Consider the following 25,507-nt stretch of genomic DNA (forward strand, 5'->3'; position numbering starts at 1 on the left):
GGATGATGATCCGTTTGGAGCATGTGACGAAGGAATTTGCGCCGGGGCGTGGAATATTCGATGTCAGTTTTACAGTTGATCCGGGTACGATATTCGGTTTCATCGGACCAAACGGATCTGGAAAATCAACGACACTCCGACATTTGATGGGACTAATGGTTGCGGACGATGGAAGGGCGACGATCGGTGGCTTTGATTGCTGGAAGCAAAGTAAAGAGGTGAAGCAGTTGGTCGGTTATTTGCCGGGGGAGATTAGTTTACCTGGAGACATGACGGGAGCAGACATGCTGGATTTGATGCAACGACTACACGGTAGCAATCCGGCACGGCGACAACTGTTGTTGAAACGATTTCCTTTTGAGACGAAGACGAAAATCCGCAAGATGTCAAAAGGGATGAAACAAAAACTGGCACTTGTCGGTTGCTTCATGAAAGATGCACCGGTCTATCTACTTGATGAGCCAACCAGTGGACTTGATCCTTTGATGCAAGAGCGTTTTTTAGAGTGGATCGAACAGGAGAAGCATGCTGGAAAAGCGATTCTGATGAGTTCACACCACTTTCCGGAGATGGAAAAATCGTGCGATCGAGCGGCTTTAATCAAAGCAGGGCGCATCATCGTCGAATCGGATATTCATGAGTTGGTTCGATCGAGTCGAAAGACGTATACGATCGTCTTCCGAACGGAGGTGGAAGCAGCACAGTTCGCGATGCAAGTCGGTGTTGAACCGAAGCGGCTGGAAGTCAGTTTTCAAACGGATGAGACGCTGAGCTTGAATCAGGCGATCGCTTATTTAACCCAGTACGATGTACGGCTGATTCGTCCGTCAGCAGATGATTTAGAACAGGTCTTCTTGCATTATTATGGAGAGGAGGAATCGTCGTGATATTGTTGATCCGCTCTTTATTCAAGCAGGTCAGAAAGCCCATGCTTGCTTATGCGATTGGAACGAGTCTCTACTTATTGATGCTTGCGTTGCTTTATCCATCGATGATGAAGACTGGTTTACTAGAAACAAAACTAGAAGCGTTACCTCCAGAAGTCTTAAAAGCATTTCAATACGATAAGGTGACGGGATTCGATAATGTACTGGATCTGCTCGGAGGGAACTATTATGGATTGATCTTTCAAGTCATTGCGAGTCTATTCTTGCTCTCATTAGCAGCGCGCCTCGTTGCGCGACCGATCGACAACGGAGAGCTGATCGTCTATCTCGCAGCCCCGATCACCCGGAATGCGTATACGTTTGCTGTCGCGATCGTCATGGGTATCGCAAGTATGGTTCTCGTAGGACTGAATGGACTTGTCTTGATGGTATCCGACTGGTGGATGACAGATATTTCGATCAATAACGTCATCTTATGGCGGATTCAGCTCAATGCGCTATTGTTACTCTTGGCGATCGGCGCCTTTACGTTATTCGTTGCGACGTTATTTGACGAAGAACGTCGTGCTTTTTCGCTTGCCGGTAGTGTGCTGGTTCTATCGATCGTCTTGACGATTCTGTCGGAGCTAAGTGACAAGACGGAGTGGCTCCGTTATCTATCCGTCTTCTCCTTATTCAATACGACGCAATTACTAGAAGGAACGAATCATTTTCTTCTTCATTCCATTCTTTTACTTGTCCTCTGCCTCGTGTTCTTGACTGGAGCAGTCGTTCAATTCGGACGTCGGAGTCTGTCGATTTGATCGAAAGTGGCGCAAAAACTTTACAGAAAGTGAACATTTAGGATTTGAACGTTGCGTCACGCGCTGATTTTTACTAAGATAAAGGAATGTTGTAGTTCTGGAAAAAGAAATGAGGTCTTTCGAAATGAATAAACCATCCATTTATGGATTAACGCTTGAGCAGATGACAGAATGGTTATCGAATCAAGGGCACAAACCATTCCGTGCCAAACAAGTATGGGATTGGCTCTACCGTAAACGTGTCACGACTTTCGCGGAAATGACGAATGTCAACAAGGATTGCCTTGAGTTGTTAGATCAGAGTTTTACGATTGACTCGATGACAGAAGCGGTCAAGCAAGAATCAGCAGACGGAACAATCAAGTTCCTTTTCAAATTATATGATGGCAACTTGATTGAAACGGTTCTGATGCGTCATAAGTACGGTCTTTCTGTCTGTGTTACGACACAGGTCGGCTGTAACATCGGCTGTAGCTTCTGTGCAAGTGGTCTGATCAAGAAGAGCCGCGACTTGTCAGCAGGCGAAATCGTTGAGCAAATCATGAACGTCCAACATCACCTCGATGCAGTCGGTAACGAAGAACGTGTCAGCCACGTCGTCGTCATGGGTATCGGTGAACCGTTCGATAACTTCGACAACATGGTTGACTTCTTGAACGTCATCAAGGACCACAATGGTCTTGCGATCGGTGCACGTCACATCACGGTTTCAACAAGTGGTTTGGCAGACAAGATCTACAAGTTCGCTGACTTGAAACTCCAAGTCAACTTAGCCATCTCGCTTCACGCACCAAACAATGAATTGCGTACGCAAATCATGAAAATCAACCGGGCGATCCCGCTTGAGAAATTGATGCCAGCGATCGATTATTACGTTCAAACGACGAACCGTAAAATCACGATCGAGTACATCTTGCTTCGTGGCGTCAACGACCAAAAAGAACACGCAGTCGAACTAGCAAAACTGTTCGAAGACAAACGTCACCTGACGTATGTCAACTTGATTCCGTACAATCCAGTCGATGAGCACGGTCAATATCAGCGCAGTACGTCTGAAGATATCACGACGTTCTACGATACGTTGAAAAAGAACGGCTTGAACTGTGGTGTTCGTCTCGAGCACGGAACAGACATCGATGCGGCATGTGGTCAATTACGTAGTAAGCAAATCAAAAAAGATAAAGTAGCATCCAAATAATTCGTTGGGCTTCTCATCGTTTCGGTGGGAAGCTTTTTTTACGATAAGAAATGAGGACATTCTATGACACGTACACGATTCAATGATTTTAACTTAAGCACACCGATTCTCGATTCGATCGAGCAACTCGGTTATACGACACCAACCGAAGTCCAACAATCGGTCATCCCCGTCGTATTATCCGGAAAAGACGTCATCGTCAAATCACGGACAGGAAGCGGAAAGACGGCATCGTTTGCGATTCCACTGTGTGAACTCGTCGAGTGGGAAGAAAATAAACCACAAGTCTTAGTCTTGACGCCAACACGTGAGCTTGCCTTGCAGGTCAAAGAAGATATCATGAACATCGGACGCTATAAGCGGATCAAAGCGACAGCCGTCTTCGGCAAGCAACCGTTCCGCGGGCAAGTCACGGAGCTCAAACAAAAGACACACGTCGTCGTCGGAACACCGGGACGTGTACGCGATCATATCGAGCGGGGCACGTTATCGCTTGAGAAAGTACGTTACGTCGTTTTAGATGAAGCGGATGAAATGCTGAATATGGGCTTCCTCGATCAAGTCGATGCCATCTTGTCCGAGTTACCAAAAGAGCGAATGACACTGTTATTCTCTGCGACCTTCCCAGAAGATATCGAACAGTTGAGTGACCGCTACATGGAGGCACCAAAACGAATCGAAGCGGGCGAGACCGTCGTCTCAACGATTACGCATAGTTATATTCCGGTGACGGACAAGACGAAGTTCGCCATTTTAAAAGATGTCCTGGTCGCTGAAAACCCGGATCGCTGCATGATCTTCTGTCGGACGAAAGAACATGTCGATTTCGTCGCAAATGGTCTCCGCGCCCATGACTATCCGGTTGAAGCAATTCACGGTGGAATGGAACAAGACGATCGACTCGATGCGATGAAAGCCTTCCGTGCCGGGAAGTTCCGAATTCTTGTCGCAACAGATGTCGCAGCACGCGGCATCGATATCGAGAACATCACGCACGTCATCCAGTATGATCTCCCTGTCGAACGAGAAAGCTACGTTCACCGGACCGGTCGGACGGGGCGGGCAGGAGCAGCCGGACAAGCAATCAGTCTTGTCACACCGGCAGACGAACGTCGCCTAAAGGAAATCGAGCAGTATCACGGGAAACTGACACGTCGCCAAGCACCAACGGAAAAGGACTTGATGCGAACAGCGGATGCATTCGAAGAGAAAATGGCGACGGAAGATACGCGTTCTTCGAAAACGGAACAGCTTGATGCGGACATCATGAAATTGTTCTTTAACGGTGGGAAGAAGAAAAAACTCCGTGCCGTCGACTTCGTTGGAACGATTGCGAAGATTGAAGGCGTCACAGCAGACGACATCGGCATCATCTCGATTCAGGATACGTTGACGTATGTCGATATCCTCAACGGGAAAGGTCCGCTTGTCCTCCGGGCGATGAAGACGACGAAGGTCAAAGGGAAACAATTGAAAGTGTACGAAGCATTCAAGAAATAAGACAAGCCGGTCATTCTCCGCTTAAGCGAAGAGGGACCGGCTGTTTTGCGTCAAGGCATGTCCAAGATGGAGTCCGCTAGCAGCTGCTTGGGCAAGCGAGTGTGTGGCACCGGAACAATCCCCGATCGCATAGACACCGGGACATGTCGTCTCAAACGTCTCTGACGTCTCAAGCATCGGTGCGTAAAACTTGCCATCTAATCCGTAAAGCAACGTATCTCCCGGAAGTTCCACTTCAAGGAGTTGCTCAAGGCGCTCTAAAAACCCTTCTAAGACGAGCAGGTCTTCTGTAGGCACTTCTGCATGCAAATTACCGGGGGACGCGGTTAGGGAAGGGACAATGGTGTTACGACTCAGTTGATCGTTTGCCGTCGCTCGCGATGCTCGGAAATCACTGAGTCGCTGAACGAGGATGCGATCACCACCTTGGTTGATTCCGCCAATGATGCGTGCGGCATACGCATTCGCTTTCGCTAGCGTCGAAAAATAACGCGGGAGAAATAGTGTAAAGTTCAGATTCGTCGAGCCGTCTGCCGTCTCGTGGACGTTTTGGCCGTCCGGCATGACGAGTCCTTCTTGATATTTGCGGATGATCCGTCCGCGTGGATTCATGCAATAGGTGACGGCTTGACCGTAAGGTGAGTCGTAACCGAGCTTCGTCTCGAACGTCTCCTGTAACAAAGTCCGAAATAGTGCCTCATCCGTCTCAATCCGCACCCCGAGATCAAGTCGAGTCCGCTGTGGGGTGACACCAAGCGTCGCTAACTGTTGCAACGTAAAGTCTGCACCAGAACGACCTGTCGCGAACACGATCCGTTGACTGACGAAGATCTCGTCCGCTGTTTTGATCGTAAACGGCTCTGATTTCGTGATCTGCTCGATTGTCGTTTCGAACCGGGTACCGAGACGTGGTAATAAGGCGTCCTCAAACGCCGTGAAGACAGCAGCTGTCCGTACTGTGCCTAAATGACGGACGGTCGTCTCGACCGAATGTAGACCGGCGCGACGGGCACGAGACGCTACAGTAGAGGAGTGCGTCGAGTAGGTCTCAACTGTACCTCCACCATATGTACATAAAAGATCATCGACTTCTTGGAACAGTCGTCGTGTCGTCTCTTCACCGATTTTTGAGACGAGTTCCCCGCCGAATCCTGTCGCATAATTGAACTTTCCTTCTGATTTGCCAAGCCCTGCGAATCCAAGATACGCATCTTCTGTCGTTCGTTCACGGATTGGTTTTCCGGCATCGAGCAGTAAGACGCGTTGCCCGTCTTCAACAAGCTGATGGGCGAGGAAAATTCCTGCCACACCGGCTCCGATAATCGTCACATCATACATTACTGACGCCTCCTTTTCTTTGAGTATACAAAAAAGCCGGATTCCTATGAAAGGAATCCGGACTGAGTGAGATCGCTTATTTCCACTCTGCGATGTCAGCGATTGGTAGACGAACCGATGGGTATCCTGCGTCCACGGCTTTACCGATTGAAAGCAACATGACTGGGAGGTAACGCTCTTTTTCAAGACCGAATGCTTCTGCGATTTGGTCTTTTTCGTAACCACCGATTGGGTTTGTATCGTAACCGTGTGCACGAGCGACGAGCATCAATTGCATTGAAACGAGACCTGAGTCGATCAAGATGCTATCACGTAATGTTTCAACGTCTTCTGGACGGTAGAAACCTTTGATGGCTGGTACTTGGCGATCACGTACTTCTTGTGGCATAAGACCTTTTTCAACAGCCATGTCGTAGATTGTCTCGATGCTGTCGACCGCGTTCATGTCACCGAAGACAGCGATGACAGCAGAAGATGTCTCGACTTGAACTTGGTTGAATTTTGCGAGTGGTGCGAGTGTCGCTTTACCTTCTTCGCTATCGATGACGAGGAAACGCCATGGTTGCATGTTAACTGAAGATGGAGCAAGTGTTGCTTCTTCAAGGATTTGTGTCATTTCTTCTTTTGAAATTTTTACGTTCGTGTCGTAGTTACGAATCGAGCGGCGTCCTTTGACGATTTCCATGAAGTCCGTTGTTGTTTGAGTAGTCATAATTATTCAATCTCCCTTGTGTGTGTTTTCTTTTTTTATAGTGTAAAAAAACTTATTTCCAGTCTGCGATGTCGTTGATTGGTAGGCGAACTGATGGATATCCAGCGTCCACCGCTTTACCGATCGATAGCAACATGACCGGTACATAACGATCTTTTTCAAGACCGAATGCTTCCGCGATTTGATCTTTCTCGTAACCACCGATTGGGTTTGTATCATAACCGTGTGCACGAGCGACGAGCATCAATTGCATCGAGACGAGACCCGAGTCAATCAAGATGCTGTCTTTCAAGTCGTTTGCTGATACGCTGCTGTACATCCCTTGGATCGCTGGTACTTGGCGATCGCGTACTTCTTGTGGCATGAGCCCTTTTGCGACAGCTGTATCGTAGATGTTCTCGAGTTGATCAACAGCGTTCATGTCACCGAAGACGGCGATGACAGCAGAAGATGTTTCGACTTGGACTTGGTTGAATTTCGCGAGTGGTGCAAGTGTCGCTTTGCCTTCTTCGCTATCGATGACGAGGAAACGCCATGGTTGCATGTTGACAGAAGAAGGTGCGAGTGTTGCTTCTTCAAGAATTTGTGTCATTTCTTCTTTTGAGATCTTCACGTCTGTATCGTAGTTACGAATCGAACGGCGTCCTTTGACGATTTCCATGAAGTCTGTTTGAGTTTGCGTTGCCATATTAAAGCGACTCCTCTTTTAATTTAGGTAATGTTTCGGCGTTCGCTTCGATGCGTTGAATCATCTCAGCTAACGTCCGTTGTTCTTCAGCAGAGAATCCTTCGAGTAAGTTCTCGAGGAACTCCTCTTTTTGTTCGCGTAATCGTGCAATGCGCGTCGCCCCTTGTTCCGTTAAGGAAACAAGAATCACCCGATTGTCAGCGGCTGAACGCTCGCGAGCAATCATCCCTGTCGATTCCAGGTGTTTGAGGTGACGGGTCACCGCCGCGTGATCGACATTGACGCGTTTTTGCAATTCTTTTTGACTGATCGTTTGATCGACTTGTAGTTGAGCAAGTAGGTCCATTCGCGTCTGACTGAAACCATCCGTACAGAGATCGAATTTTTGAGCAATCGTCTTATTGACGGAGACGAGTGCATAGATCAAACGTCCTTTTTCGGTGCAGGAAATACTCAATCCATCACATCCTTCCCTTCGTTCGAAGAAACCTTTGACGTATCAAAGATTGATATGTAAACGAATATAACGTGTTTATTTTGATGACGCAACTTATCTGCTTCTGACATAAAAAAAGATATCATTCACGCGGAATGATATCGAGTCAGGCGACTTAGCTAATTTGGCGTTCAGACGCTGGAAGTCCTTTTGCATCAATCGCTGCAATGATCCGGCGGAAATAGAACAACCAAAATTGCAGGAACGGTCCGATCAGGAAAATCGAGAGGATCGTACCGAAGAAAACAGGTCCTCCAAGCAACCAACCGATGCCGCATGCCGTGACTTCCATGATCGTCCGCATCAGACGAATTGACGTTCCGAAGCGCTCTGCAAGTGTCAGCGTCAACCCATCACGTGGACCGGCCCCGTATCCAACAGCGACATACAGACCAGCGCCCATCCCAATGATGAAGATACCGAAAATCAGCCAGAGCGTATTCAACCAGATCGACTCAAAAGAAGGTAAGAGATGAGAACCAAGAACAAGATTCATGAAGACACCGACGAAAATCGCGTTGACGAGCGTTCCGATTTGCGGTGTGACGCGGTCTAACGCGTACTTCACGAAAACGAGTAATAGACCGACAAGCAAGATGATCGTTCCGACGGATAGCGGCGTCTTCTTTTGGAGACCAAGATGTAATACATCCCACGTCGAGACACCGAGTTCAGCCGTGATCATCATCGATGAGCCGAGAGCGAGTAAAAATAAACCGAGTAGGAAGAGTCCCCACTTTAACGTAGCGCGTAATAACCAGGAAGCACGATGACGCGTCATGTCTAACACCTCATTTCTTAAAAATAATTGATTCGTTAACTGTATCATGAGGAAAGTAGAAGAAGAAAGACGAAATTTTCCGTTTTTTCCATCTTAAGAAGGAGGGGAAGGTCGAAAGAGAAACGTATACTGAAGAAAAAAGGAGATGACAGGATGAAAGCGATCCGGCACCTGATTCGTTTTACATACATAGAAGCCGTCTGTTGCGTCTTTCCCGTCATGATTTTCGCAGCGCTTGCTCTTTCACGTTATCTTCCTGCTGAACCGATCGCGCGATACGATCTCCTGTTGCTATGGTGTCTTCTCGTCCAAATCGTCTTACTTGTCACGCGTTATGAAACGCTGGAAGAGTTCAAACTGATCTTACTCTTTCACGTGATTGGTCTAGCACTTGAACTGTTCAAAGTGAACGTTGGGTCTTGGAGTTATCCGGAACAGGCTCTAACGAAAGTGGCTGGTGTTCCCTTGTATGCAGGATTCATGTATGCAAGTGTCGCAAGTTATGTCTGTCAAGCGTTCCGAAGATTTCATTTACGCTTCACAGCATTTCCACCGCCTTGGCTTGCGATCAGCGTAGGCAGTCTCGTCTATCTCAACTTCTTCACCCACCATTGGATCTTCGATGCACGCTGGCTATTGATGGTCCTCGTCGTCCTTGTCTTCTATAAGTCATGGGTTCATTTTACGATCGAGCAGACGATCTACCGGATGCCGCTCGTCCTATCCTTTTTACTGATTGCCTTTTTCATTTGGATTGCGGAGAACATCGTGACGTTCTTTAAAGGCTGGGTCTATCCGCATCAGGAAGGAGGCTGGGCAGTCGTTGATCTTGGAAAATTGTCTTCTTGGTTCCTGCTTGTGATCATCACGGTTTTGATCGTCATCGTCGCGAAATACAAGCGTCAGGATCCGGCTGTGGAGATATATCAGCGTACATAGACGAAAAACATGACATTTCGTTTGCGATGAAGCGCTTCGATGTTCAACGTTCGTTCTAACATGTGGACGACAACTTGAGCGTGCTTGGCTCAACCAGCAACGAGACGGGAAATTATTGAAAAAAGAGTGAAACATTAGAAATTTTAAGCCGTAGAGTAAGGTGAGAACTTATTTTTTAAGGAGGACCTTACTCATGTCATCTCAATTAAAAAAAGCAGCGAAGGAGTCGCTCAGGGGTCGTTGGGGATTTGCAGTCCTAGCTTTTCTGCTGTTTAGTATTATTCAGGGTGTTCCTAATTTATTTGGATCGGATATCGATGAGCCGTCTAGTAGTATAGATCTCGTTGTATCATTGGTGTCGATTTTATTGATTCCAGTAGGAGTCGGTTGGACATGGATTGCCATGTCGATTGCTCGTGGCGAAGAAACGAAAGTGACGGATTTGTTTGAGCCATATGGTATGTTCCTGAAAGTGGTGGGGCTGGCCATTGTTCAGTTCATCTTTATCGCGCTCTGGACGTTACTCTTAATCATCCCTGGTATCATCAAGTCATTCTCTTACTTGTTGACGTTCTACATCCTTCGAGATGAACCATCGATCGGTATCCTCGAGGCCATCACGCGTTCACGCCAACTCATGGATGGTCATAAGATGGAAGCATTCTTACTCTTCCTATCATTCATTGGTTGGGCATTACTTGTAATCGTTACACTTGGTCTTGCTGTCTTATGGGTTGGACCATACTTCAGCGTCACGCTTGCCAAATTCTATGATCGTGTTCGTGGTGAACAAGCACCAGAGCCAACATCAGATTTCGTCGCACCATATTAATCCGGAATCCCGACACTACGTCGGGATTTTTCTTTGAAATAAATCCGATAGGAAAAGACGGTTTAATGGTTGCTTTAGTTCAATGAATTCTGTACGATGAATGCAACACATCTTATCTAGAGAAGTCGAGGGACTGGCCCGAAGACACTTCAGCAACCCCGCTATGGCGGAAGGTGCTACTTCCAGGAAGGAATACCTTCTGAAGATAAGAGCGGACAGGACAAGATACCGTCGCTCTTTTCGAACTTCGAAAAGAGCGTTTTTTTATGATAAGGGGGACGATGGAGTGGAGTATGGTTTTTGGTTACCGATTTTTGGGGGATGGTTACGTAACGTCGAGGATGAACAGATGCCAGCAACATTCGATTATGCGAAACAAGTCGCACAAACAGCTGAACGCATCGGCTTCTCGACGACGTTGATTGCGGAATTGAACTTGAACGATATCAAAGGCATCAAGGAACCGAGTCTTGAGGCATGGACAACGGCAGCGGCGATTGCTGCAACAACAGAACGCCTTGAGATCATGACAGCGGTTCGTCCCGGGTTCCATAATCCAGCGACGACGGCGAAGATGGCGGCAAACATCGATCAGTTGAGTGGAGGGCGATTTACGCTCAATGTCGTCTCAGCCTGGTGGGCAGAAGAAGCAAAACAATACAACGGTATTTTTACTGCACATGATGAGCGCTATGCCCGGACGGAAGAGTTCGTCACGGTCATGAAAGGACTATGGGCAGATGCGTCACCGTACAGCTTCTTCGGTCATCACTACACGATCGAACAGGCAGAACTCCATCCGAAACCCGTCCAGCGTCCGGGGATTAAGCTCTACGCTGGTGGAGAGAGTGAAGCCGGAAAACGGACGATCGTCGAACATTGTGATGCCTACGTCATGCATGGAGGCACTGTTGAAGAAGTAGCTCATAAAATTAATGATATGAAAGTACGCCGGGAAGCGACGGGACACGCACCGCTTGAGAGCTTCGGTCTTGCTGCCTACATCATTTGTCGGGATACGGAAGAAGAAGCGCTTCTTGAGTGGCAACGCATCACGGACGTTAAGGAAGACAGCGCCGGTTATGCCGGTTATCAAGATTTCATCAGTAAATCGCAACTCGAACAACAGGTCGAACGAAATGATTATTCCGTCTCGAACCGTGGTCTGCGACCGAACTTGATCGGAACACCAGAACAGATTGCCGAACGGATTCTAGCGTTCGAAGCCGTTGGTGTCACGTTGCTCTTGTTACAATTCTCACCACAACTTGAAGAAATGGAACGCTTTGCCCGTGACGTAATGCCACTGGTCGAAGCGAAACGAAAGGTAGGTCAACAATCATGACAAAAATTCATATTCTCCACGAAAACCAAGAATGGACGGATCATCTCATCAAACGTCTCGAAGAACTCAAGTTGCCGTACGAGCAGTGGCACTTAAATGAAGGAATCGTACCGTTAGATGAACTGCCGCCAGAAGGTGTCTTTTACAGTCGTATGAGTGCGTCTTCGCATACGCGGGGGCATCGTTACGCGCCGGAGTTGACGGAAGGGGTCCTCGCTTGGTTAGAAGAGCATGACCGGACCGTCTTTAACGGAACGCGTGCGCTTCGTCTTGAAGTCAGCAAAGTCAATCAATACACGGCGTTGCGGAAGGCTGGGATTCGTGTACCGAAGACGACGGCTGCCGTCGGACGCGATCAAATCGTACAAGCAGCAAAAGAGATCGGTGTTTCGTCATTCATCACGAAACACAACCGTGCCGGGAAAGGTCTCGGCGTCCAGTTATTCCATTCGATTGAAGCACTTGAAGCTTACCTCGATGGTCCGACATTCGACGAACCAGTCGATGGCATCACATTGATTCAAGAGTATATCCAAGCACCAGAACCGTACATCACGCGCTGTGAATTCGTAGGTGGAAAGTTCGTCTACGCGGTTCGAGTCGATACATCAGAAGGTTTTGAGCTTTGCCCAGCGGATGCATGTGTGATCGACGACTTGTTCTGCCCAGTTGGTGAAGAAGCGCCACAAACGCCGATGAAGTTCCAAATCGTTGAAGGCTTCGATGACCCGATCATCCAAAAGTATGAAGCATTCCTCCAAGCGAACCAAATCGCGGTCGCAGGCATCGAGTTCATTAAGGATGCGTCAGGTACGATCTATACGTATGACGTCAATACGAATACGAATTACAATTCGGATGCTGAGGCAGCTGCAGGACGCTACGGTATGCTCGAACTGGCCAAGTTCCTCGGAACAGCACTTGAAACAAGTACAGTAAAATAAGAATCGGCTTCCGCCCTGTCACCGGACGTTACAAGACCGGATGATGGGGTATTTCTATAGAAAGAAGGGGGCGGATCTATGATTACGTGGAGAGAAGAACGACAGCTCGACATCCTGATTGAGGAAGCATGGCACTTGTTTGATCACACGCGATTGCAGCGTTTGATTCCAAACGTCGTCCAGCACGAGGTGATTGAACGAAAACCGGGTGTCGTCGGTTCGACGTATCGTCAAACATACATGCAGGGTAATCGACTCGAAACCTATATCGTGACCGATTTAGCCTATACGAACGAGCCTGACTTCAAGCAAAATACGATTGGATTCACATTGGCTAAAATATTCAAGATCGAGATGACGTTTACGCTCAAACCACTTGGACACGATCGTTGTCTGTTGATTTATACAGGAAAAAATGAAGGAGTGAACTTCGTTGGGAAAAGTCTCTTGTCACTCGGTGGCGAACGAGAAAACGAGAAAATTGTTCAAGGCTTGTTGCAACGTGTCGAAGAAGAGGCAGCGAAACAAAAGAAGAACAATGCATGAAAAAACGGATTCCCGCACTGGGGAATCCGTTTTTTCATATCTTATCGATTCGTATACGATTTATGATCACTCGGTAAAACGGATAGGCAGTCGACACCTTGATAACGTTCTCGTTTTCTATCGCTGGATCGAGCGATTTTGGATTATCAAAATGCTTAGTTACCGACTACTATTTTTAAGTATAAATACGGTTATTAAATTTTCATTTAATCCAAAGATTATATCGTTACGATAGTAGACGCAAACGAGAAATCTGTGAATCATTTTGCATCTCATTCAGTGGTCGAAACCGAACAGCTCGTAATTCTTGTTGATTAAGCGATAGTTCAGGATCGATCCCGAGTCGAGGTCCAGGACTATCTAAGGCACGGCGAACGAGAAAACATGTCTCTGTTCCTTGATCCATTGAAATCTCGTAAAGTTTCCGTTCGACCGTGACGTGAAGATGCGTTTCTTCTAACACTTCTCGCATGATGGCTTGCTCTTTTGTTTCACCATTCGCGACACCTCCGCCGGGTAACGTCCAAAATGTCCGGGAAGGGGTATGTAATTCGACCATTAGGATCTGTTGCTCTTCAATCAACGCAGCGCATACCCGATGTCGCATATCGCATTCCTCCTTCAACATGTTCAAAAAAAGACCGAAACGACAGTTCCGGTCTCTTTTAAAATCATTGTGCGTATAACGCTGTTAATTGCTGTTGAATCGTATCGTTGTTCAAATACTCATCGTATGTCGTTTCTTTATCGACGATACCGTTTGGCGTCAACTCGATGATGCGGTTCGCGATCGTTTCGACGAACTGGTGGTCATGCGAGCTGAAGAGCATTGCGCCTTTATAAGCGATCAAACCATCGTTGAGTGCCGTGATCGATTCGAGATCCAAGTGGTTCGTTGGATCGTCGAGTACAAGGACGTTAGCACCACTGAGCATCGCTTTTGAAAGCATACAACGGACTTTTTCGCCCCCGGATAAGACAGATGCTTTTTTCATGACTTCTTCTCCAGAGAAGAGCATCCGACCGAGGAATCCACGGAGGAACGTATCACTCTCATCTGCCGGTGAATACTGACGGAGCCAATCGAGGATCGTCTTATCCGAGCCTTCGAAGAATTCCGAGTTATCTTTCGGCAAGTATGACTGGGAAGTCGTGACGCCCCATTTGAACGTACCGCTATCCGGTTCCATCTCACCCATAAGGATTTTGAATAGTGTCGTGATCGCGATATCGCTTTGGCTGATGAACGCGACTTTATCCGTCTTGTTCAACGAGAAGCGGACGTTATCAAGGACTTTGACGCCATCGATCGTCTTCGAGATGCCGTCGACCATCAAGAGATCATTTCCGATTTCACGTTCCGGTGTGAAGCCGACGAACGGATAACGGCGTGACGATGGACGAATGTCGTCGAGTGTGATTTTATCAAGCAATTTCTTCCGTGACGTCGCTTGTTTCGCTTTTGAGGCGTTTGAGCTGAAACGTGCGATGAAGGCTTGAAGTTCTTTAATCTTCTCTTCTTTTTTCTTGTTTTGGTCACTTGCCATACGCGAAGCAAGCTGACTTGATTCATACCAGAAATCATAGTTTCCGATATACAGTTGGATTTTACCGTAATCAAGATCCGCCATGTGCGTACAGACGTTGTTCAAGAAGTGACGGTCGTGGGAAATGACGATGACCGTGTTCTCGAATCCGATCAAGAATTCTTCAAGCCATTTGACAGCTTTCAGGTCGAGTCCGTTCGTCGGCTCATCGAGTAAGAGAATGTCTGGTTTACCGAACAACGCTTGCGCAAGCAAGACTTTAACTTTTTCAGATCCTGTCAGCTCAGCCATCGTTTTCGAGTGAAGGTCTTCCTTGATGCCGAGTCCTTGAAGAAGCATCGCTGCTTCCGACTCCGCTTCCCAACCGTTCATCTCAGCGAATTCACCTTCGAGTTCAGCAGCACGCATGCCGTCCTCGTCTGAGAAATCTTCTTTCATATAGATGGCATCTTTTTCTTTCATGACTTCATAGAGACGTTTGTGTCCCATCATGACTGTTTCGATGACTTGGAATTCTTCGTATTCATAATGGTTCTGGCGAAGGACGCCTAAGCGTTCGCCTGGTGTGATGATGACATCGCCTTGTTGTGCTTCGATGTCACCAGCGAGAATTTTCAGGAATGTCGACTTACCAGCGCCGTTCGCACCGATCAGACCGTAACAGTTACCTGGCGTGAACTTGATGTTGACGTCTTCGAATAATTTTCGGTCCGCAAAGCGAAGACCGACGTTTTGTACTGTAATCATATAGAGATGAACCCTCGTTTCTAGTAAGTGATGTGCTCATTCGAGTGTACCACAAATCGTGATCTGTCGTAGAGCAGGCAAAGTTCTTTCCATATTAGGACAGAAATTAAAAATAAGCAACCGGACATTTAAAATAATGAAACATTTTCCAGATGGATGCGTAGAAGAAAGTAAGGAATTCGCTAGAGGAGGGGTTAGATGGCCATCTTTTTCACGTTATTGTTTTTCGCCCTCATCGTTTTGCTTGGCATGGAACTCTATCGCTATATCCAAGAAAAGATTGATAAAGGAGATTCAGAATGAGAGAAATCAAACCGAAGAAAAAAATTCGTCCATCGATGATCATCGCCGGTGTACTTGTATTAGCCCTGCTGGCTACAACGCCGTTCGTCGTCGAACAAATCGAACCCGGACAAGTTGGTGTCGTTTATACCCCGTCAAGCGGTGTCAAAGATGAGACGTTATCGCAAGGCTGGCATGTCGTTTCACCGATCACACGGGTGACGGAGTATCCGATCCGTACACAGACGAAATCGCTTGATAACATGACGCTTGCGACTAAAGACGGAAAGAACATCGTCGTCGACTTTACATACAGCTTCTCCGTTTCGCCGGATAAGGTGACAAAAGTCTTCAACAAGTTCGGACCAATCGAAATCGATGAGATTGCCAAAGGTTACTTGAAACAACGACTCTATGATGCATCTCGTGAGCAAATCTCGAAAGTTACCGTCCTTGAACTGTTCGGTGAAAAATCAGGAAACGTCTCGACGAGCATTCAGACGCAGTTTGCAGAAGACGTCAAGGACATCGGGTTCATCATCGAGGATGTCGCACTCGGTGCACCAAAACCAGATGAAAAGACACAGGAAGCAATCGATGCGCGTGTCAAAGCGTCGCAGGAACTCGATAAAAAGAAAACGGATCTTGAAATCGCTAAAGCAGAGGCAGAACGTCTTCGCGTAGAAGCAAAAGGAGCAGCCGATGCGCGTTTGATCGAAGCTCAAGGATTGGCAAAAGCACAAAAAGAATTACAGAAGACGTTGACGAAAGAAATGATTCAATATGAAGCCGTCAAGAAGTGGGACGGGAAATCACCACTCGTCAGTGGATCAGGGAGTATGGTTCAACTACCGATTCCTGACGGTACGACACAAGAAAAAAACTAATTGAAATATGTCTAAGATAAACCGCATAAAGACCACAACGCCAGACATGAAAAAAAGCAGATTCTCAGCGCTGAGAATCTGCTTTTTGATTAGCGCGAAGCTTGTTCAAATCCTTGAGCGATGGCAATGATCACTTGTGTTGCTTTGACCATATTATCGACCGAAATGAATTCAAACTTGCCGTGGTAGTTCTCGCCACCGGTAAAGATGTTCGGTGTCGGAAGACCCATGTATGAAAGTTGTGAGCCATCCGTTCCACCACGGATCGGCTTAATGATCGGTGTGATGTCAAGCGACTCCATCGCTGCATGAGCGATATCGACGATGTGCATGTGGGGCTCGATTTTTTCACGCATGTTGTAGTACTGATCGTGTAAGTCGATTTCCACACTACCAGCACCATACTTTTTGTTCCACTCATCGACAAGGGCAGACAAGAAGTGTTTCCGTCCCTCGAAGGCTTCACGATCAAAATCACGAATGATGTAGTCGAGCGTCGTTTTTTCGACCGAACCGTCAAATGAAATCAGATGGAAGAATCCTTCAAAACCATCCGTGAATTCAGGAGACTCTTCTCCGGGAAGACGATCGTGGAACGCCATCGCATGTTTCTGCGAATTGACCATCTTATCTTTTGCTGTTCCCGGATGGACATTTGTTCCGTGGAAGACGATTTTAGCCGCCGCCGCATTAAAGCTCTCGTATTCAAGCTCACCAAGCGGACCGCCGTCGACCGTATAAGCATACGTGGCATCGAACGCTTCGACATTAAAGTGATGTGGTCCACGACCAATCTCTTCGTCAGGTGTGAAGGCAACACGAATACGACCATGCTTAATTTCCGGATGTGAAATCAAATGATGCATGGCTGTCATGATTTCTGCGATTCCGGCTTTATTATCGGCTCCGAGTAATGTCGTCCCATCTGTCGTCATCAAGGTGTGACCGACGTAGTTGTGCAGTGCAGGAAAATCAGTTGGCGATAGAATGACGGATGGCACTTCACTTAACGTGATGGGATGTCCGTCATACGCTTCCACGAGTTGTGGACGGACATTCGTACCTGTGAAGTCTGTCGCTGTATCGAGATGAGCGAGAAAACCGATTGTTGGAATGTCTGCGTCTGTATTGGCAGGTAATGTCGCCATGACATAACCATTATCATCAACGGTGACTTCTTCCATGCCAATTGTCTTTAATTCTTCTACGAGCAAACGAGCTAGTGTCCATTGCCCTTCTGTCGTTGGAACAGTCATACTCTCATAGTTCGACTGTGTATCGACTTTCACGTATGTAGTTAGACGATCAATCAATTCTTGTTTCAAATCAAAAACGTCCCTTCTCGTCATAAGATATCTTCATCATAGCATGAACGACTAATGTGAGAGAATTCTGAATCATGATAGACTAATATTGAAAAAGGGGGAATTCTTCATGAGAGCATTCGTAGTCGATCAGTACGGAAAAAATGCATCACTTACAGAAAAAGACGTCACACCCGAAAAAGCGGGGAAGTACGAATTACGGGTTCAAATCGAGGGGTCAAGCATCAATCCACTTGATACGAAGATGTTTTTCGGACATGTGGCGGCGGCTTCAACGACTGGAATTCTCCAGGGTGATGTAACGGGGAAAGTGATTGAAATCGGGGAGGGGGTGACGTCTTTTTCTGTCGGCGATCGCATCGTCGCATTCGGCGGTGGACTTGGAAAACGCGCCGGTGCGTTAGCGGAAGAAATGCTTGTGCCTGAACAAATGGCAGTCTTACGACCGGAAGGGGTATCGGCTGAGGTTGCTGGTTGTTTACCGGTGATTGGATTGACAGCAATGGAAATTTTAAAAGAGCGAATCGCGATTACCCCAGGAATCCGCGTATATGTAGCAGGCGGAACGGGTGGAGTAGGACATCTTACCGTTCAACTTGCTCGTCATTATGGGTGTGACGTTACAGCAAGTGCCTCTTCTGACGAGAAGGCAGCTTGGCTAGAAGCAAAAGGGATTCACGTTCACCGGTATAAGGAAGAATCAGCTGAAACATTGCTCAAACGACTCGATCTGGATGGATTCGACGTCATCATTGATACAGTCGGCGGTGACCATTTACAAGAATCGTTCATACTCGCAAAAGAGCGGGGACGCATCATTTCGATCGCGACACGGACGACACAAGATTTAACGATGATGCATAGTAAAGTCTTGTCACTTGAAGCTGTGTTCGTCGCGCTTCCGTTGCTGAAAGGAAAAGTAGAGGAGATGAAACAACAGCAACGTCACTTAGCAGAACTCATGCATTTAGTGAAGGAAGGAATGATTGAAATACGGATTGAAGAGCAGATTCCCTATGAACGCGATGCGTTAAACGATCTCTATCAACGATTTGATCGAACATCACACTTTGGTAAAGTGAGTGTATATCCAACCCATTAAAAATGATTCTCCATTCATTTTACATTTCCTGTTAAAAATATAAAAAATCCGTTACTGAAAAATTCAGTAGCGGATTTTTTAGATAACACGTCATTTACGGCGAACAAGAATACTTTTTGGAGCGAGTTGTGGCATGGAAGGAGGAGTCGGGAAATCTTTCTGCTCCGGCTGCTCCCATACGACTTCAAATTTTTGACGCAACTTGTTGAACGCCTGCTCCACAGCTTTTTTCAATTGTGACGCATCAAGAGCGGGACTGTCTGTCGTAATCGCAAGCAGTCCTCCGCGATTCGCCAAATGAATGACTTTTTGGATCCAAAGAGCGAGATCCTGTTCAGTCCGAAACTGACGTGTTCGTGTATTGACTTGTACGGGTGGATGGAATAAGACGACGTCAAAACGAGTCTTCTTATCGGCTTGTTCGATGTAGTCGAACGCATCCTGAACTAAAATCTTCTGTTTCTCAGGAGGAAAACTGTTCAACACAAGATTATCTTTTGTCTTATTTCGACTACGTGTCGAGAAATCAACGCTTGTCGTTTGAGCAGCCTCACCATAAAGGGCAGCTACCGTTAATGTTCCTGTATCAGAAAAGAGATTAAGTACGGTTTTTCGTTCGACGGAATCGAGAAGGATTCGGCGAAGTTCACGTTGGGCAATGTCAAAACCAGTCCGCATACCAGCATCCAAGTCATACTCATACAACACACCGTATTCTTGTGCGACTTCAGGAAAATCGCCTCGTTCCCCTTTCAAAAAGTCGTCGCCTTTGACGGGTTGAAGATCGACGAGGAAATCTCGTTTTTCATAAATGCTTCTGTAATTCAGTAGTGATTCAAGAGCTTCAAGAATCAGTGGACGGAATGTATAGATGCCTTCATTTTCGAATGTAATAAGGTAATGATGATCGTAACAATCAATTGTCAAACCACCGATACCATCTCCTGCACCGTTAAAGATACGGAAGGCTTCTGAATACTCTTCAAAAAATTCGTTTCGTTTGTCTAATGCTTGTTCAAAAAGTTGTTTGAAGAAGTCGACATCAATCGCTTCTTGCTCGTCCATGGAGAGAGTCCAACCGACACCTTTTTCTTGCTTGCCAAAATAACCAGTCGCGAGGTATTCTTTATGTTCTGTCATCAGATGGAGCAGTCCGCCTGCCTCTTTGACATGTTGTAAGGCTTCGAACATTTCCTTGCGTAACGCGGGATACCCGCTTCGAATCGATTCAATCCATTCTGGTTTGACAACGATCGGATAAAGTTCACGAGACATGTAAGTTTCCTCATTTCTACTTGTGGATAAGTGGCATAAGTATACCATAAATGGAGTTATCCACATGTGGATAACTGGTATATAAATAAAACCGCTATTCTTTGCATAAGTCAAAGGAAGAACAGTTTTTGTTATGATAAGCAGAGAACTAAAAAATCTATAATGATTTGGAGTGAAACATAAAAAATGAAAAAACAAGTTCAAGTCGTAGGTGCTGTCATTCGCAACGATCATAATGAAATATTGTGTGCACTTCGTAGTAGCCAAATGTCATTGCCCAACTTATGGGAGTTTCCTGGTGGAAAAATTGAGTTACATGAAACGCCATCACAGTCGTTAGTTCGTGAAATCAATGAAGAATTAAAATGTAATATTAAGGTCAAGCAACCAATCGAAAAAACGACTTACGAGTACGATGCTATTATTGTTACATTGCATACGTTTGAAGCTGAAATCGTAACAGGAGAACCGATTGCCGTAGAACATGCAGAGCTTCGCTGGGTGGCTGTTTCAGACCTTGATCAGCTTGAATGGGCTCCTGCCGATATACCTGCAGTTGAGTACATCAAGAAAGAGTTTGCCACTCCTTAAACAGTTCAATTGATAGTGGAGAATGAAGTGACCAAGTCACACTAATCGGTTTAGAACCTGTACTTTGAAGATGCTTTAACTGGCCAAAGTATGTGAACGGTAGCGTTTTTCCTTGTTCTTTATCTGCTTTACGCATAAACAAATGAATACGAATTCCTTCGCTCTCATGGTTTTGATATAAAGTACCCGCTTTACCTGTAGCAGTTGCATTACTTTGAGACTGCCAATGGAAACGATATTGATCTAAGAAATAATCGTTATATTTCAGTTGCTCATCAATGGCTTCATCTTTGTGTAAATTCACAAATAAAATGTAGTCGTTACCAGCTTGAGCTACACCTTCACGCCAAGAACCTTCCTGACTTGATGAACATAGAAGACGTTGGATAACGGAACGATTGTATGTTTGATGTAATAGAAACGCCTGGTCTTCGATCAACCAATTAATTCGATCTGGTAGTTGATGAAATGCAAGTAGACCTGCTTGGATAAAATGCATCATATATGAACGCAATTCAGTTGATTGTTGAAGTGCTTGGACGACTGTATTTGAAAAGCGATAGTGCTCTTCTGATACAGCATCTAGTAATTGAATACGATCATTTTTTAACGCAGTAGACCAGCGTTTAAATAGATGATGAATAATAGGGCGCTTTGAAAAAGAATGATTCGTCGATAAGGCAAATTCTTTGAAAACTTCTTGTTCAATATCTTGTACTGAAGCAGAAGGATGACGCAGTAACTGTTTTAAAATCAGTAAGCTGAAAGGCTCACGAATTGGGAATAGTCCTTCGAGCTGTTCAACAATTTTGCGTGTAGTATCATCTTGCAGTAAACATAGTTCTTCATCGGTAGCATGTTTTTCAAGTTGTTTAAGACGTAATGTACTTCTCCACTGCTGAACAATATTTTCAATAGCTGGTGCGTCTTTGTGCGTAACTAAATCATTTAAACTCGGAGGATTTCCGATCATACGTGTCAATCGTTGATAACTTTCACGAAGCTGTTTGCTAGCTGAAAACTCTATTTTTTTCATTTGTTCAATAATAAATCTTTCTGTAATTGAATCCAGAATAGCTAAAGATCCTTCGGGTAGAATCGGAAAATGTTGTTTTACAGCAGTAGCAATTTTATAACGATCAATAGAATGAAACGATTGTTGACCAGATAACACAAGTGGTGCAACAAAAGCTTTTTGACTATTTCCGATAAAATCTAAAATCGTAACAAATTCTTTTGAGCTGTGTTTACGTAAGCCTCGACCCAATTGTTGAATAAAAATAGTAGGGGATTCCGTTGGACGTAAAAATAGCATTAGATTGACTTTTGGAATATCGACTCCTTCGTTAAATAAGTCAACGGTAAAAATATATTGCAGTGGGTCTTGATCATCCTCTAGTCGGCGAATGGCTTCTTCGCGTGCTTCTTCGGACTGTTTACTTGTAACAGCCATTGCTTCAATCTGATGTCGTTTAAATTCCTTCTCCATAAACTCTGCATGATTGATATTGACACAGAATCCTAATCCAACCGCCTGATTACCACTGAACCCAAATTTACGAATCATTTCAACAATATAATCTGTTCGCGTTGAGCGTTCGAGTGCAACAACCAGATCCTGTTCTACATAAAAGCCGTTTTGTTGAGGAATAAGAGAATAATCAATCGATTCATCATCTTGAATGCCAAAGTAATGGAATGGTGAAAGTAAATCTTGTGCTAAGGCATCATACAGACGAACTTCGTAAGCAATATTATAGTCAACAAGCCGGAAGATATTTTGACCATCCATACGCTCTGGTGTTGCTGTTACTCCAAGCAAAAATTGAGGCGTAAAATAGTCAAGAATGTTTTGGTAAGAAGCAGATGAAGCGTGATGGAATTCATCAATAATGATGTAGTCAAACGCATCCCGTAAAAATTGATTAAGGTGAACCTCTTTTGAAAGTGTTTGAACGGTAGCAAAGGTAAATTGTGCATCTTGAATTTGTTGTGATCCTGAATATCTACCAAATGTATAATTTTCATTTGAAAAAACTTGTTTAAATGTATGCTCAGCTTGTGATAGTAATTTTCCACGATGTGCAACAAATAATACTTTTTTAGCCTGAGTTTGACGGACATCAAATGCTGCTAAATACGTTTTTCCAGTTCCAGTTGCCGCAATGACCATTGCTTTTGTTTCTTTTCGCTCGCGTAAACGATCCAGTTCTTCTAAAGCCGGAATCTGCATGAGGTTCGGTTCAATAACGTTGTAATCGACAGCGGATTCGGCAATTGTATCGCGGATAGAAAATGATTTTATAGGTGGGGTTTCTTGTTGGTACTGTTCGTATTGAAGTAATAATTCTTCTGTACAAATAGTCGCTTCTGGGCTGTTCCAAAGTTGTTCAAATAAGTTTTTCGCTTGAGTGACTAATGTTGTGACGGGTGTAGAAGGTATACGAATATTCCATTCCATACCGTGCGTTAAAGCCGACTTTGATAAATTAGAGGACCCAACAATAGCACTATCCAACTGATCAGGACGAGAAAATAAATAGGCTTTCGGATGGAACGCATGATTTTTTTTTATCGGTTCATAAATTTTTACTTCAATATTTCTGAATTCCATCAACTGTCGGATAGCCTTCGCTTCTGTAATGTTCATATAAAATGAAGTCAAAATGCGGATTGATTTGCTTTGAGCTTCTGCTTCCTTCAAAGCTGGGACAAGCGTCTGTACTCCAGAATGACGTGTAAAACTCACCATCCAATCGGCAGCAGATGCTGTCCATAATTCTTGACTAATATGATGCAATAACTGTTCTTGTTCCAGTTGGCCAGGAGCAATGAGTTCCCAAGCACGCAAAGAATTTTTATATTGTGTAGGTAAAGCATGTGTTGTGCTAGTAGTGAGTTCACGATGAAGTGGCAAGTCGATCAGAGGTTGATTTAAATGCATGAGCCATTCATTGACCGTTTCAACCATTTGATCAGGTTTATCTTGTTTTTGGAAATGGTCTAAAGATTGATACAGTACTTGATTGAGGTGTGTAAGTAATTCTGTTGTGTAGTCATGTGCTGGTACAGATACACTTATTGCATCGGATTGTGAGTTAGTTTCAGTTGAAGAACGTAATGTTTCATAATAAGACATGGTTATCCTCCGAATAATAGTAAATGGTATTTAGAATGATTAAATCATCAATAATATACCAATAATTAGACAAATAAAGTAAAAAATCATCGTTCAACTAAAAAGTTAAACGATGATTTTTGTTTGTTAATTTGAGATTCTCTCTACCACAGCCTCAAGCGATACTTTGACATTACCAGCCAGTGCCCGCGTAATCATACACGAACCTTCTGCTTTTTCAGCGAGACGTTGCGCCTTCTCCACATCACGATCCGACAGATCGGCTGGTAATAAGAGTTTCGGACGATGAATGATCGCATCGTATGTGAAGACGCCATTCGTGACATCAACGATGCCTTCAGATTCCATCGTTAAGGAAACTTTTGGGATATTACTACGCTCAAGCATTGCGGCAAGCGTGATGATATAGCATGTAGCAGCTGCCCCAAGCAACATCTCATCTGGATTCGTGCCAACCCCTGGACCATCCATAGCGTCCGGAATTGAAATTTTTGTTTTTAACTCACCTGTCTCGATCTGACCGACATCATTGCGATTTCCCGGCCAGTCTGCAGTTAAATGAAAATGGTGCTTCATGATCAATCGCCTCCATGCCTCCATCATACGAAGTTCAGCATGATTTTTCGCCTATTCTGCTCATTTGCATAAGAAGAGAACGATCAGCTAAAAATTTGGTCGATTTTTTCGATATCCTCTTGCGACAACTGAACGTCTAACGTACGCAACGTATCTGTCACCTGATCCGGGCGTTTCGCACCAGGAATGATGGCATCGATGCCATCTTGTGCCAAATACCACGCGAGTACGACGTGTGCGACTTCCGCATCGTGTGCGTCTGCGATCGGACGCAATTGATCAACTTTTGCGAGGTTTTGTTCAAAGACGTCTTTTTGGAACAACGGGTCGTTTTTTCGTAAATCATCAAACGTCGTCTCTTTCGTATATTTCCCTGCCAATAACCCAGCGGCGAGTGGGAAGTACGGAACGAAGGACATACCGTTCTCAACGATGTACGGAAGTAACTCTTTTTCCGCATCCCGTTTAAACAGATTGTATTCTCCTTGATAGACGTCGACATGTCCGTCCTTGTTCGCTTCCTTCAGTTGTTCGAGTGAAAAATTCGAGACACCAATCGCGCGAATCTTTCCTTCTTTTTTTAGTTCAGCAAGTGCAGCGATGGCTTCATCCTTCGGTGTCGATTCATCTGGGAAATGGATGTAATATAAATCGATATAGTCTGTTTTAAGACGTTTTAAACTATCTTCGACCGATTGACGGAGAAAGTCAGGTGAGTTGTTCATGACGACGTTTCCGTCAACGAACTGATGCGCACCTTTCGTCGCGAGGACGACATCTTCTCGAGCGACCGTGTCGTGCCAGACTTCACCGACGAGTTCCTCTGAACGTTCTGGTCCATAGATGAAAGCTGTGTCGAGGAAATTGATCCCTTGCTGTAACGCGACACGAACGAGATCGCGTCCGGCTTGCTCATCGAGATTTGGATACAAGTTGTGTCCACCGACAGCATTCGTACCGAGACCGATTGGGTGAACGAATAGATTAGATTGACCGAGTTGAACATGTTTTGTCATGAAAATGACCT

Annotated in this window: 24 protein-coding genes and 1 riboswitch; of the genes, 12 read left to right on the top strand and 12 right to left on the bottom strand. The window is 45.3% G+C overall.

Annotation, left to right across the window (positions count from 1 at the left end; genetic code table 11):
* Nucleotides 1–5 precede the first annotated feature (5 nt).
* The 4 genes from B3M90_RS05910 to B3M90_RS05925 all read left to right on the top strand — a co-directional run bounded on the left by B3M90_RS05910 (nt 6) and on the right by B3M90_RS05925 (nt 4,388).
* The gene (locus B3M90_RS05910) at nt 6–887 is read left to right on the top strand and encodes an ABC transporter ATP-binding protein (RefSeq protein ID WP_290780660.1); all 882 of its coding nucleotides are present in this window, start codon (nt 6–8) and stop codon (nt 885–887) included.
* Complete coding sequence (locus tag B3M90_RS05915; protein ID WP_290782963.1) at nt 884–1,690, top strand: ABC transporter permease subunit; 807 nt, start codon at nt 884–886, stop codon at nt 1,688–1,690. Before B3M90_RS05910 ends, B3M90_RS05915 begins: the two co-directional genes overlap by 4 nt.
* Nucleotides 1,691–1,814: 124 nt before the next feature.
* Entirely contained in the window at nt 1,815–2,888 is a 1,074-nt protein-coding gene (gene rlmN / locus B3M90_RS05920) for a 23S rRNA (adenine(2503)-C(2))-methyltransferase RlmN (RefSeq protein WP_023469793.1), read from the top strand.
* A gap of 63 nt (nt 2,889–2,951) precedes the next feature.
* Entirely contained in the window at nt 2,952–4,388 is a 1,437-nt protein-coding gene (locus B3M90_RS05925; RefSeq protein ID WP_195866052.1) for a DEAD/DEAH box helicase, read from the top strand.
* Between the two features lie 21 nt (nt 4,389–4,409).
* Here the strand turns inward: B3M90_RS05925 and B3M90_RS05930 are convergent, their stop codons facing one another.
* The 5 genes from B3M90_RS05930 to B3M90_RS05950 all read right to left on the bottom strand — a co-directional run bounded on the left by B3M90_RS05930 (nt 4,410) and on the right by B3M90_RS05950 (nt 8,403).
* A complete protein-coding gene (locus B3M90_RS05930; protein ID WP_290782964.1) occupies nt 4,410–5,726 on the bottom strand; it encodes an NAD(P)/FAD-dependent oxidoreductase in 1,317 nt (438 codons plus the stop codon).
* Nucleotides 5,727–5,802: 76 nt separating this feature from the next.
* Nucleotides 5,803–6,438, bottom strand: coding sequence for a nitroreductase family protein (locus tag B3M90_RS05935; RefSeq protein WP_023469790.1), 636 nt, complete (start codon nt 6,436–6,438; stop codon nt 5,803–5,805).
* A gap of 52 nt (nt 6,439–6,490) precedes the next feature.
* On the bottom strand, nt 6,491–7,126 hold the full coding sequence (locus B3M90_RS05940; RefSeq protein WP_023469789.1) for a nitroreductase family protein: 636 nt from the start codon (nt 7,124–7,126) through the stop codon (nt 6,491–6,493).
* Between the two features lies 1 nt (nt 7,127).
* Nucleotides 7,128–7,583 (bottom strand): MarR family winged helix-turn-helix transcriptional regulator, encoded by a 456-nt coding sequence (locus B3M90_RS05945; RefSeq protein WP_214856583.1) that lies wholly within the window; start codon nt 7,581–7,583, stop codon nt 7,128–7,130.
* A gap of 154 nt (nt 7,584–7,737) precedes the next feature.
* Nucleotides 7,738–8,403, bottom strand: a complete 666-nt coding sequence (locus tag B3M90_RS05950; RefSeq protein ID WP_058265637.1) for a YczE/YyaS/YitT family protein — start codon at nt 8,401–8,403, stop codon at nt 7,738–7,740.
* A gap of 153 nt (nt 8,404–8,556) precedes the next feature.
* On the opposite strand from B3M90_RS05950, the gene B3M90_RS05955 reads away from it, so the two are divergent.
* The 5 genes from B3M90_RS05955 (at nt 8,557) to B3M90_RS05975 (ending at nt 13,009) form a co-directional block, all read left to right on the top strand.
* Nucleotides 8,557–9,342: a DUF817 domain-containing protein gene (locus B3M90_RS05955; protein ID WP_214856585.1), complete on the top strand. Its 786-nt coding sequence runs from the start codon at nt 8,557–8,559 to the stop codon at nt 9,340–9,342.
* Nucleotides 9,343–9,535: 193 nt separating this feature from the next.
* The gene (locus tag B3M90_RS05960; RefSeq protein WP_290782965.1) at nt 9,536–10,174 is read left to right on the top strand and encodes a DUF975 family protein; all 639 of its coding nucleotides are present in this window, start codon (nt 9,536–9,538) and stop codon (nt 10,172–10,174) included.
* 109 nt (nt 10,175–10,283) lie between these two features.
* Nucleotides 10,284–10,386: riboswitch (SAM riboswitch) on the top strand.
* Between the two features lie 74 nt (nt 10,387–10,460).
* Nucleotides 10,461–11,519 (top strand): LLM class flavin-dependent oxidoreductase, encoded by a 1,059-nt coding sequence (locus B3M90_RS05965; protein WP_290756042.1) that lies wholly within the window; start codon nt 10,461–10,463, stop codon nt 11,517–11,519.
* The gene (locus B3M90_RS05970; RefSeq protein ID WP_290782967.1) at nt 11,516–12,463 is read left to right on the top strand and encodes an ATP-grasp domain-containing protein; all 948 of its coding nucleotides are present in this window, start codon (nt 11,516–11,518) and stop codon (nt 12,461–12,463) included. Before B3M90_RS05965 ends, B3M90_RS05970 begins: the two co-directional genes overlap by 4 nt.
* A 78-nt stretch (nt 12,464–12,541) precedes the next feature.
* The gene (locus B3M90_RS05975; protein WP_290782968.1) at nt 12,542–13,009 is read left to right on the top strand and encodes a hypothetical protein; all 468 of its coding nucleotides are present in this window, start codon (nt 12,542–12,544) and stop codon (nt 13,007–13,009) included.
* A 226-nt stretch (nt 13,010–13,235) separates the two neighbouring features.
* On the opposite strand, the gene B3M90_RS05980 is transcribed toward B3M90_RS05975, so the two are convergent.
* A complete protein-coding gene (locus B3M90_RS05980) occupies nt 13,236–13,616 on the bottom strand; it encodes an NUDIX domain-containing protein (RefSeq protein WP_214748834.1) in 381 nt (126 codons plus the stop codon).
* Nucleotides 13,617–13,680: 64 nt separating this feature from the next.
* Nucleotides 13,681–15,303, bottom strand: coding sequence for an ABC-F family ATP-binding cassette domain-containing protein (locus B3M90_RS05985; RefSeq protein ID WP_023469778.1), 1,623 nt, complete (start codon nt 15,301–15,303; stop codon nt 13,681–13,683).
* Nucleotides 15,304–15,602: 299 nt separating this feature from the next.
* On the opposite strand from B3M90_RS05985, the gene B3M90_RS05990 reads away from it, so the two are divergent.
* Nucleotides 15,603–16,472: a prohibitin family protein gene (locus B3M90_RS05990; RefSeq protein WP_058713675.1), complete on the top strand. Its 870-nt coding sequence runs from the start codon at nt 15,603–15,605 to the stop codon at nt 16,470–16,472.
* A gap of 89 nt (nt 16,473–16,561) precedes the next feature.
* Here B3M90_RS05990 and pepT read toward each other — a convergent pair whose 3' ends face one another.
* Nucleotides 16,562–17,797, bottom strand: coding sequence for a peptidase T (pepT, locus tag B3M90_RS05995; RefSeq protein ID WP_214856589.1), 1,236 nt, complete (start codon nt 17,795–17,797; stop codon nt 16,562–16,564).
* Between the two features lie 109 nt (nt 17,798–17,906).
* Here pepT and B3M90_RS06000 point away from each other — a divergent pair, with 109 nt between their 5' ends.
* Nucleotides 17,907–18,899: a zinc-binding dehydrogenase gene (locus tag B3M90_RS06000; protein WP_290782969.1), complete on the top strand. Its 993-nt coding sequence runs from the start codon at nt 17,907–17,909 to the stop codon at nt 18,897–18,899.
* A 90-nt stretch (nt 18,900–18,989) separates the two neighbouring features.
* Here the strand turns inward: B3M90_RS06000 and B3M90_RS06005 are convergent, their stop codons facing one another.
* Nucleotides 18,990–20,174: a class I SAM-dependent rRNA methyltransferase gene (locus tag B3M90_RS06005; protein WP_290782970.1), complete on the bottom strand. Its 1,185-nt coding sequence runs from the start codon at nt 20,172–20,174 to the stop codon at nt 18,990–18,992.
* Nucleotides 20,175–20,360: 186 nt separating this feature from the next.
* On the opposite strand from B3M90_RS06005, the gene B3M90_RS06010 reads away from it, so the two are divergent.
* Entirely contained in the window at nt 20,361–20,765 is a 405-nt protein-coding gene (locus B3M90_RS06010; RefSeq protein WP_035411892.1) for a (deoxy)nucleoside triphosphate pyrophosphohydrolase, read from the top strand.
* Here the strand turns inward: B3M90_RS06010 and B3M90_RS06015 are convergent.
* From B3M90_RS06015 to B3M90_RS06025, 3 genes are all read right to left on the bottom strand, one after another.
* A complete protein-coding gene (locus B3M90_RS06015) occupies nt 20,740–23,904 on the bottom strand; it encodes a DUF3427 domain-containing protein (RefSeq protein ID WP_290782971.1) in 3,165 nt (1,054 codons plus the stop codon). The genes B3M90_RS06010 and B3M90_RS06015 overlap by 26 nt on opposite strands.
* Nucleotides 23,905–24,030: 126 nt before the next feature.
* The gene (locus B3M90_RS06020; RefSeq protein ID WP_155960205.1) at nt 24,031–24,483 is read right to left on the bottom strand and encodes an OsmC family protein; all 453 of its coding nucleotides are present in this window, start codon (nt 24,481–24,483) and stop codon (nt 24,031–24,033) included.
* A gap of 80 nt (nt 24,484–24,563) precedes the next feature.
* Nucleotides 24,564–25,496, bottom strand: a complete 933-nt coding sequence (locus tag B3M90_RS06025) for an aldo/keto reductase (protein ID WP_290782972.1) — start codon at nt 25,494–25,496, stop codon at nt 24,564–24,566.
* Between the last annotated feature and the right edge of the window lie 11 nt (nt 25,497–25,507).

This window comes from Exiguobacterium sp. UBA6309 (assembly GCF_002439205.1).
In the GTDB taxonomy this organism is placed as follows: Bacteria; Bacillota; Bacilli; order Exiguobacteriales; family Exiguobacteriaceae; genus Exiguobacterium_A.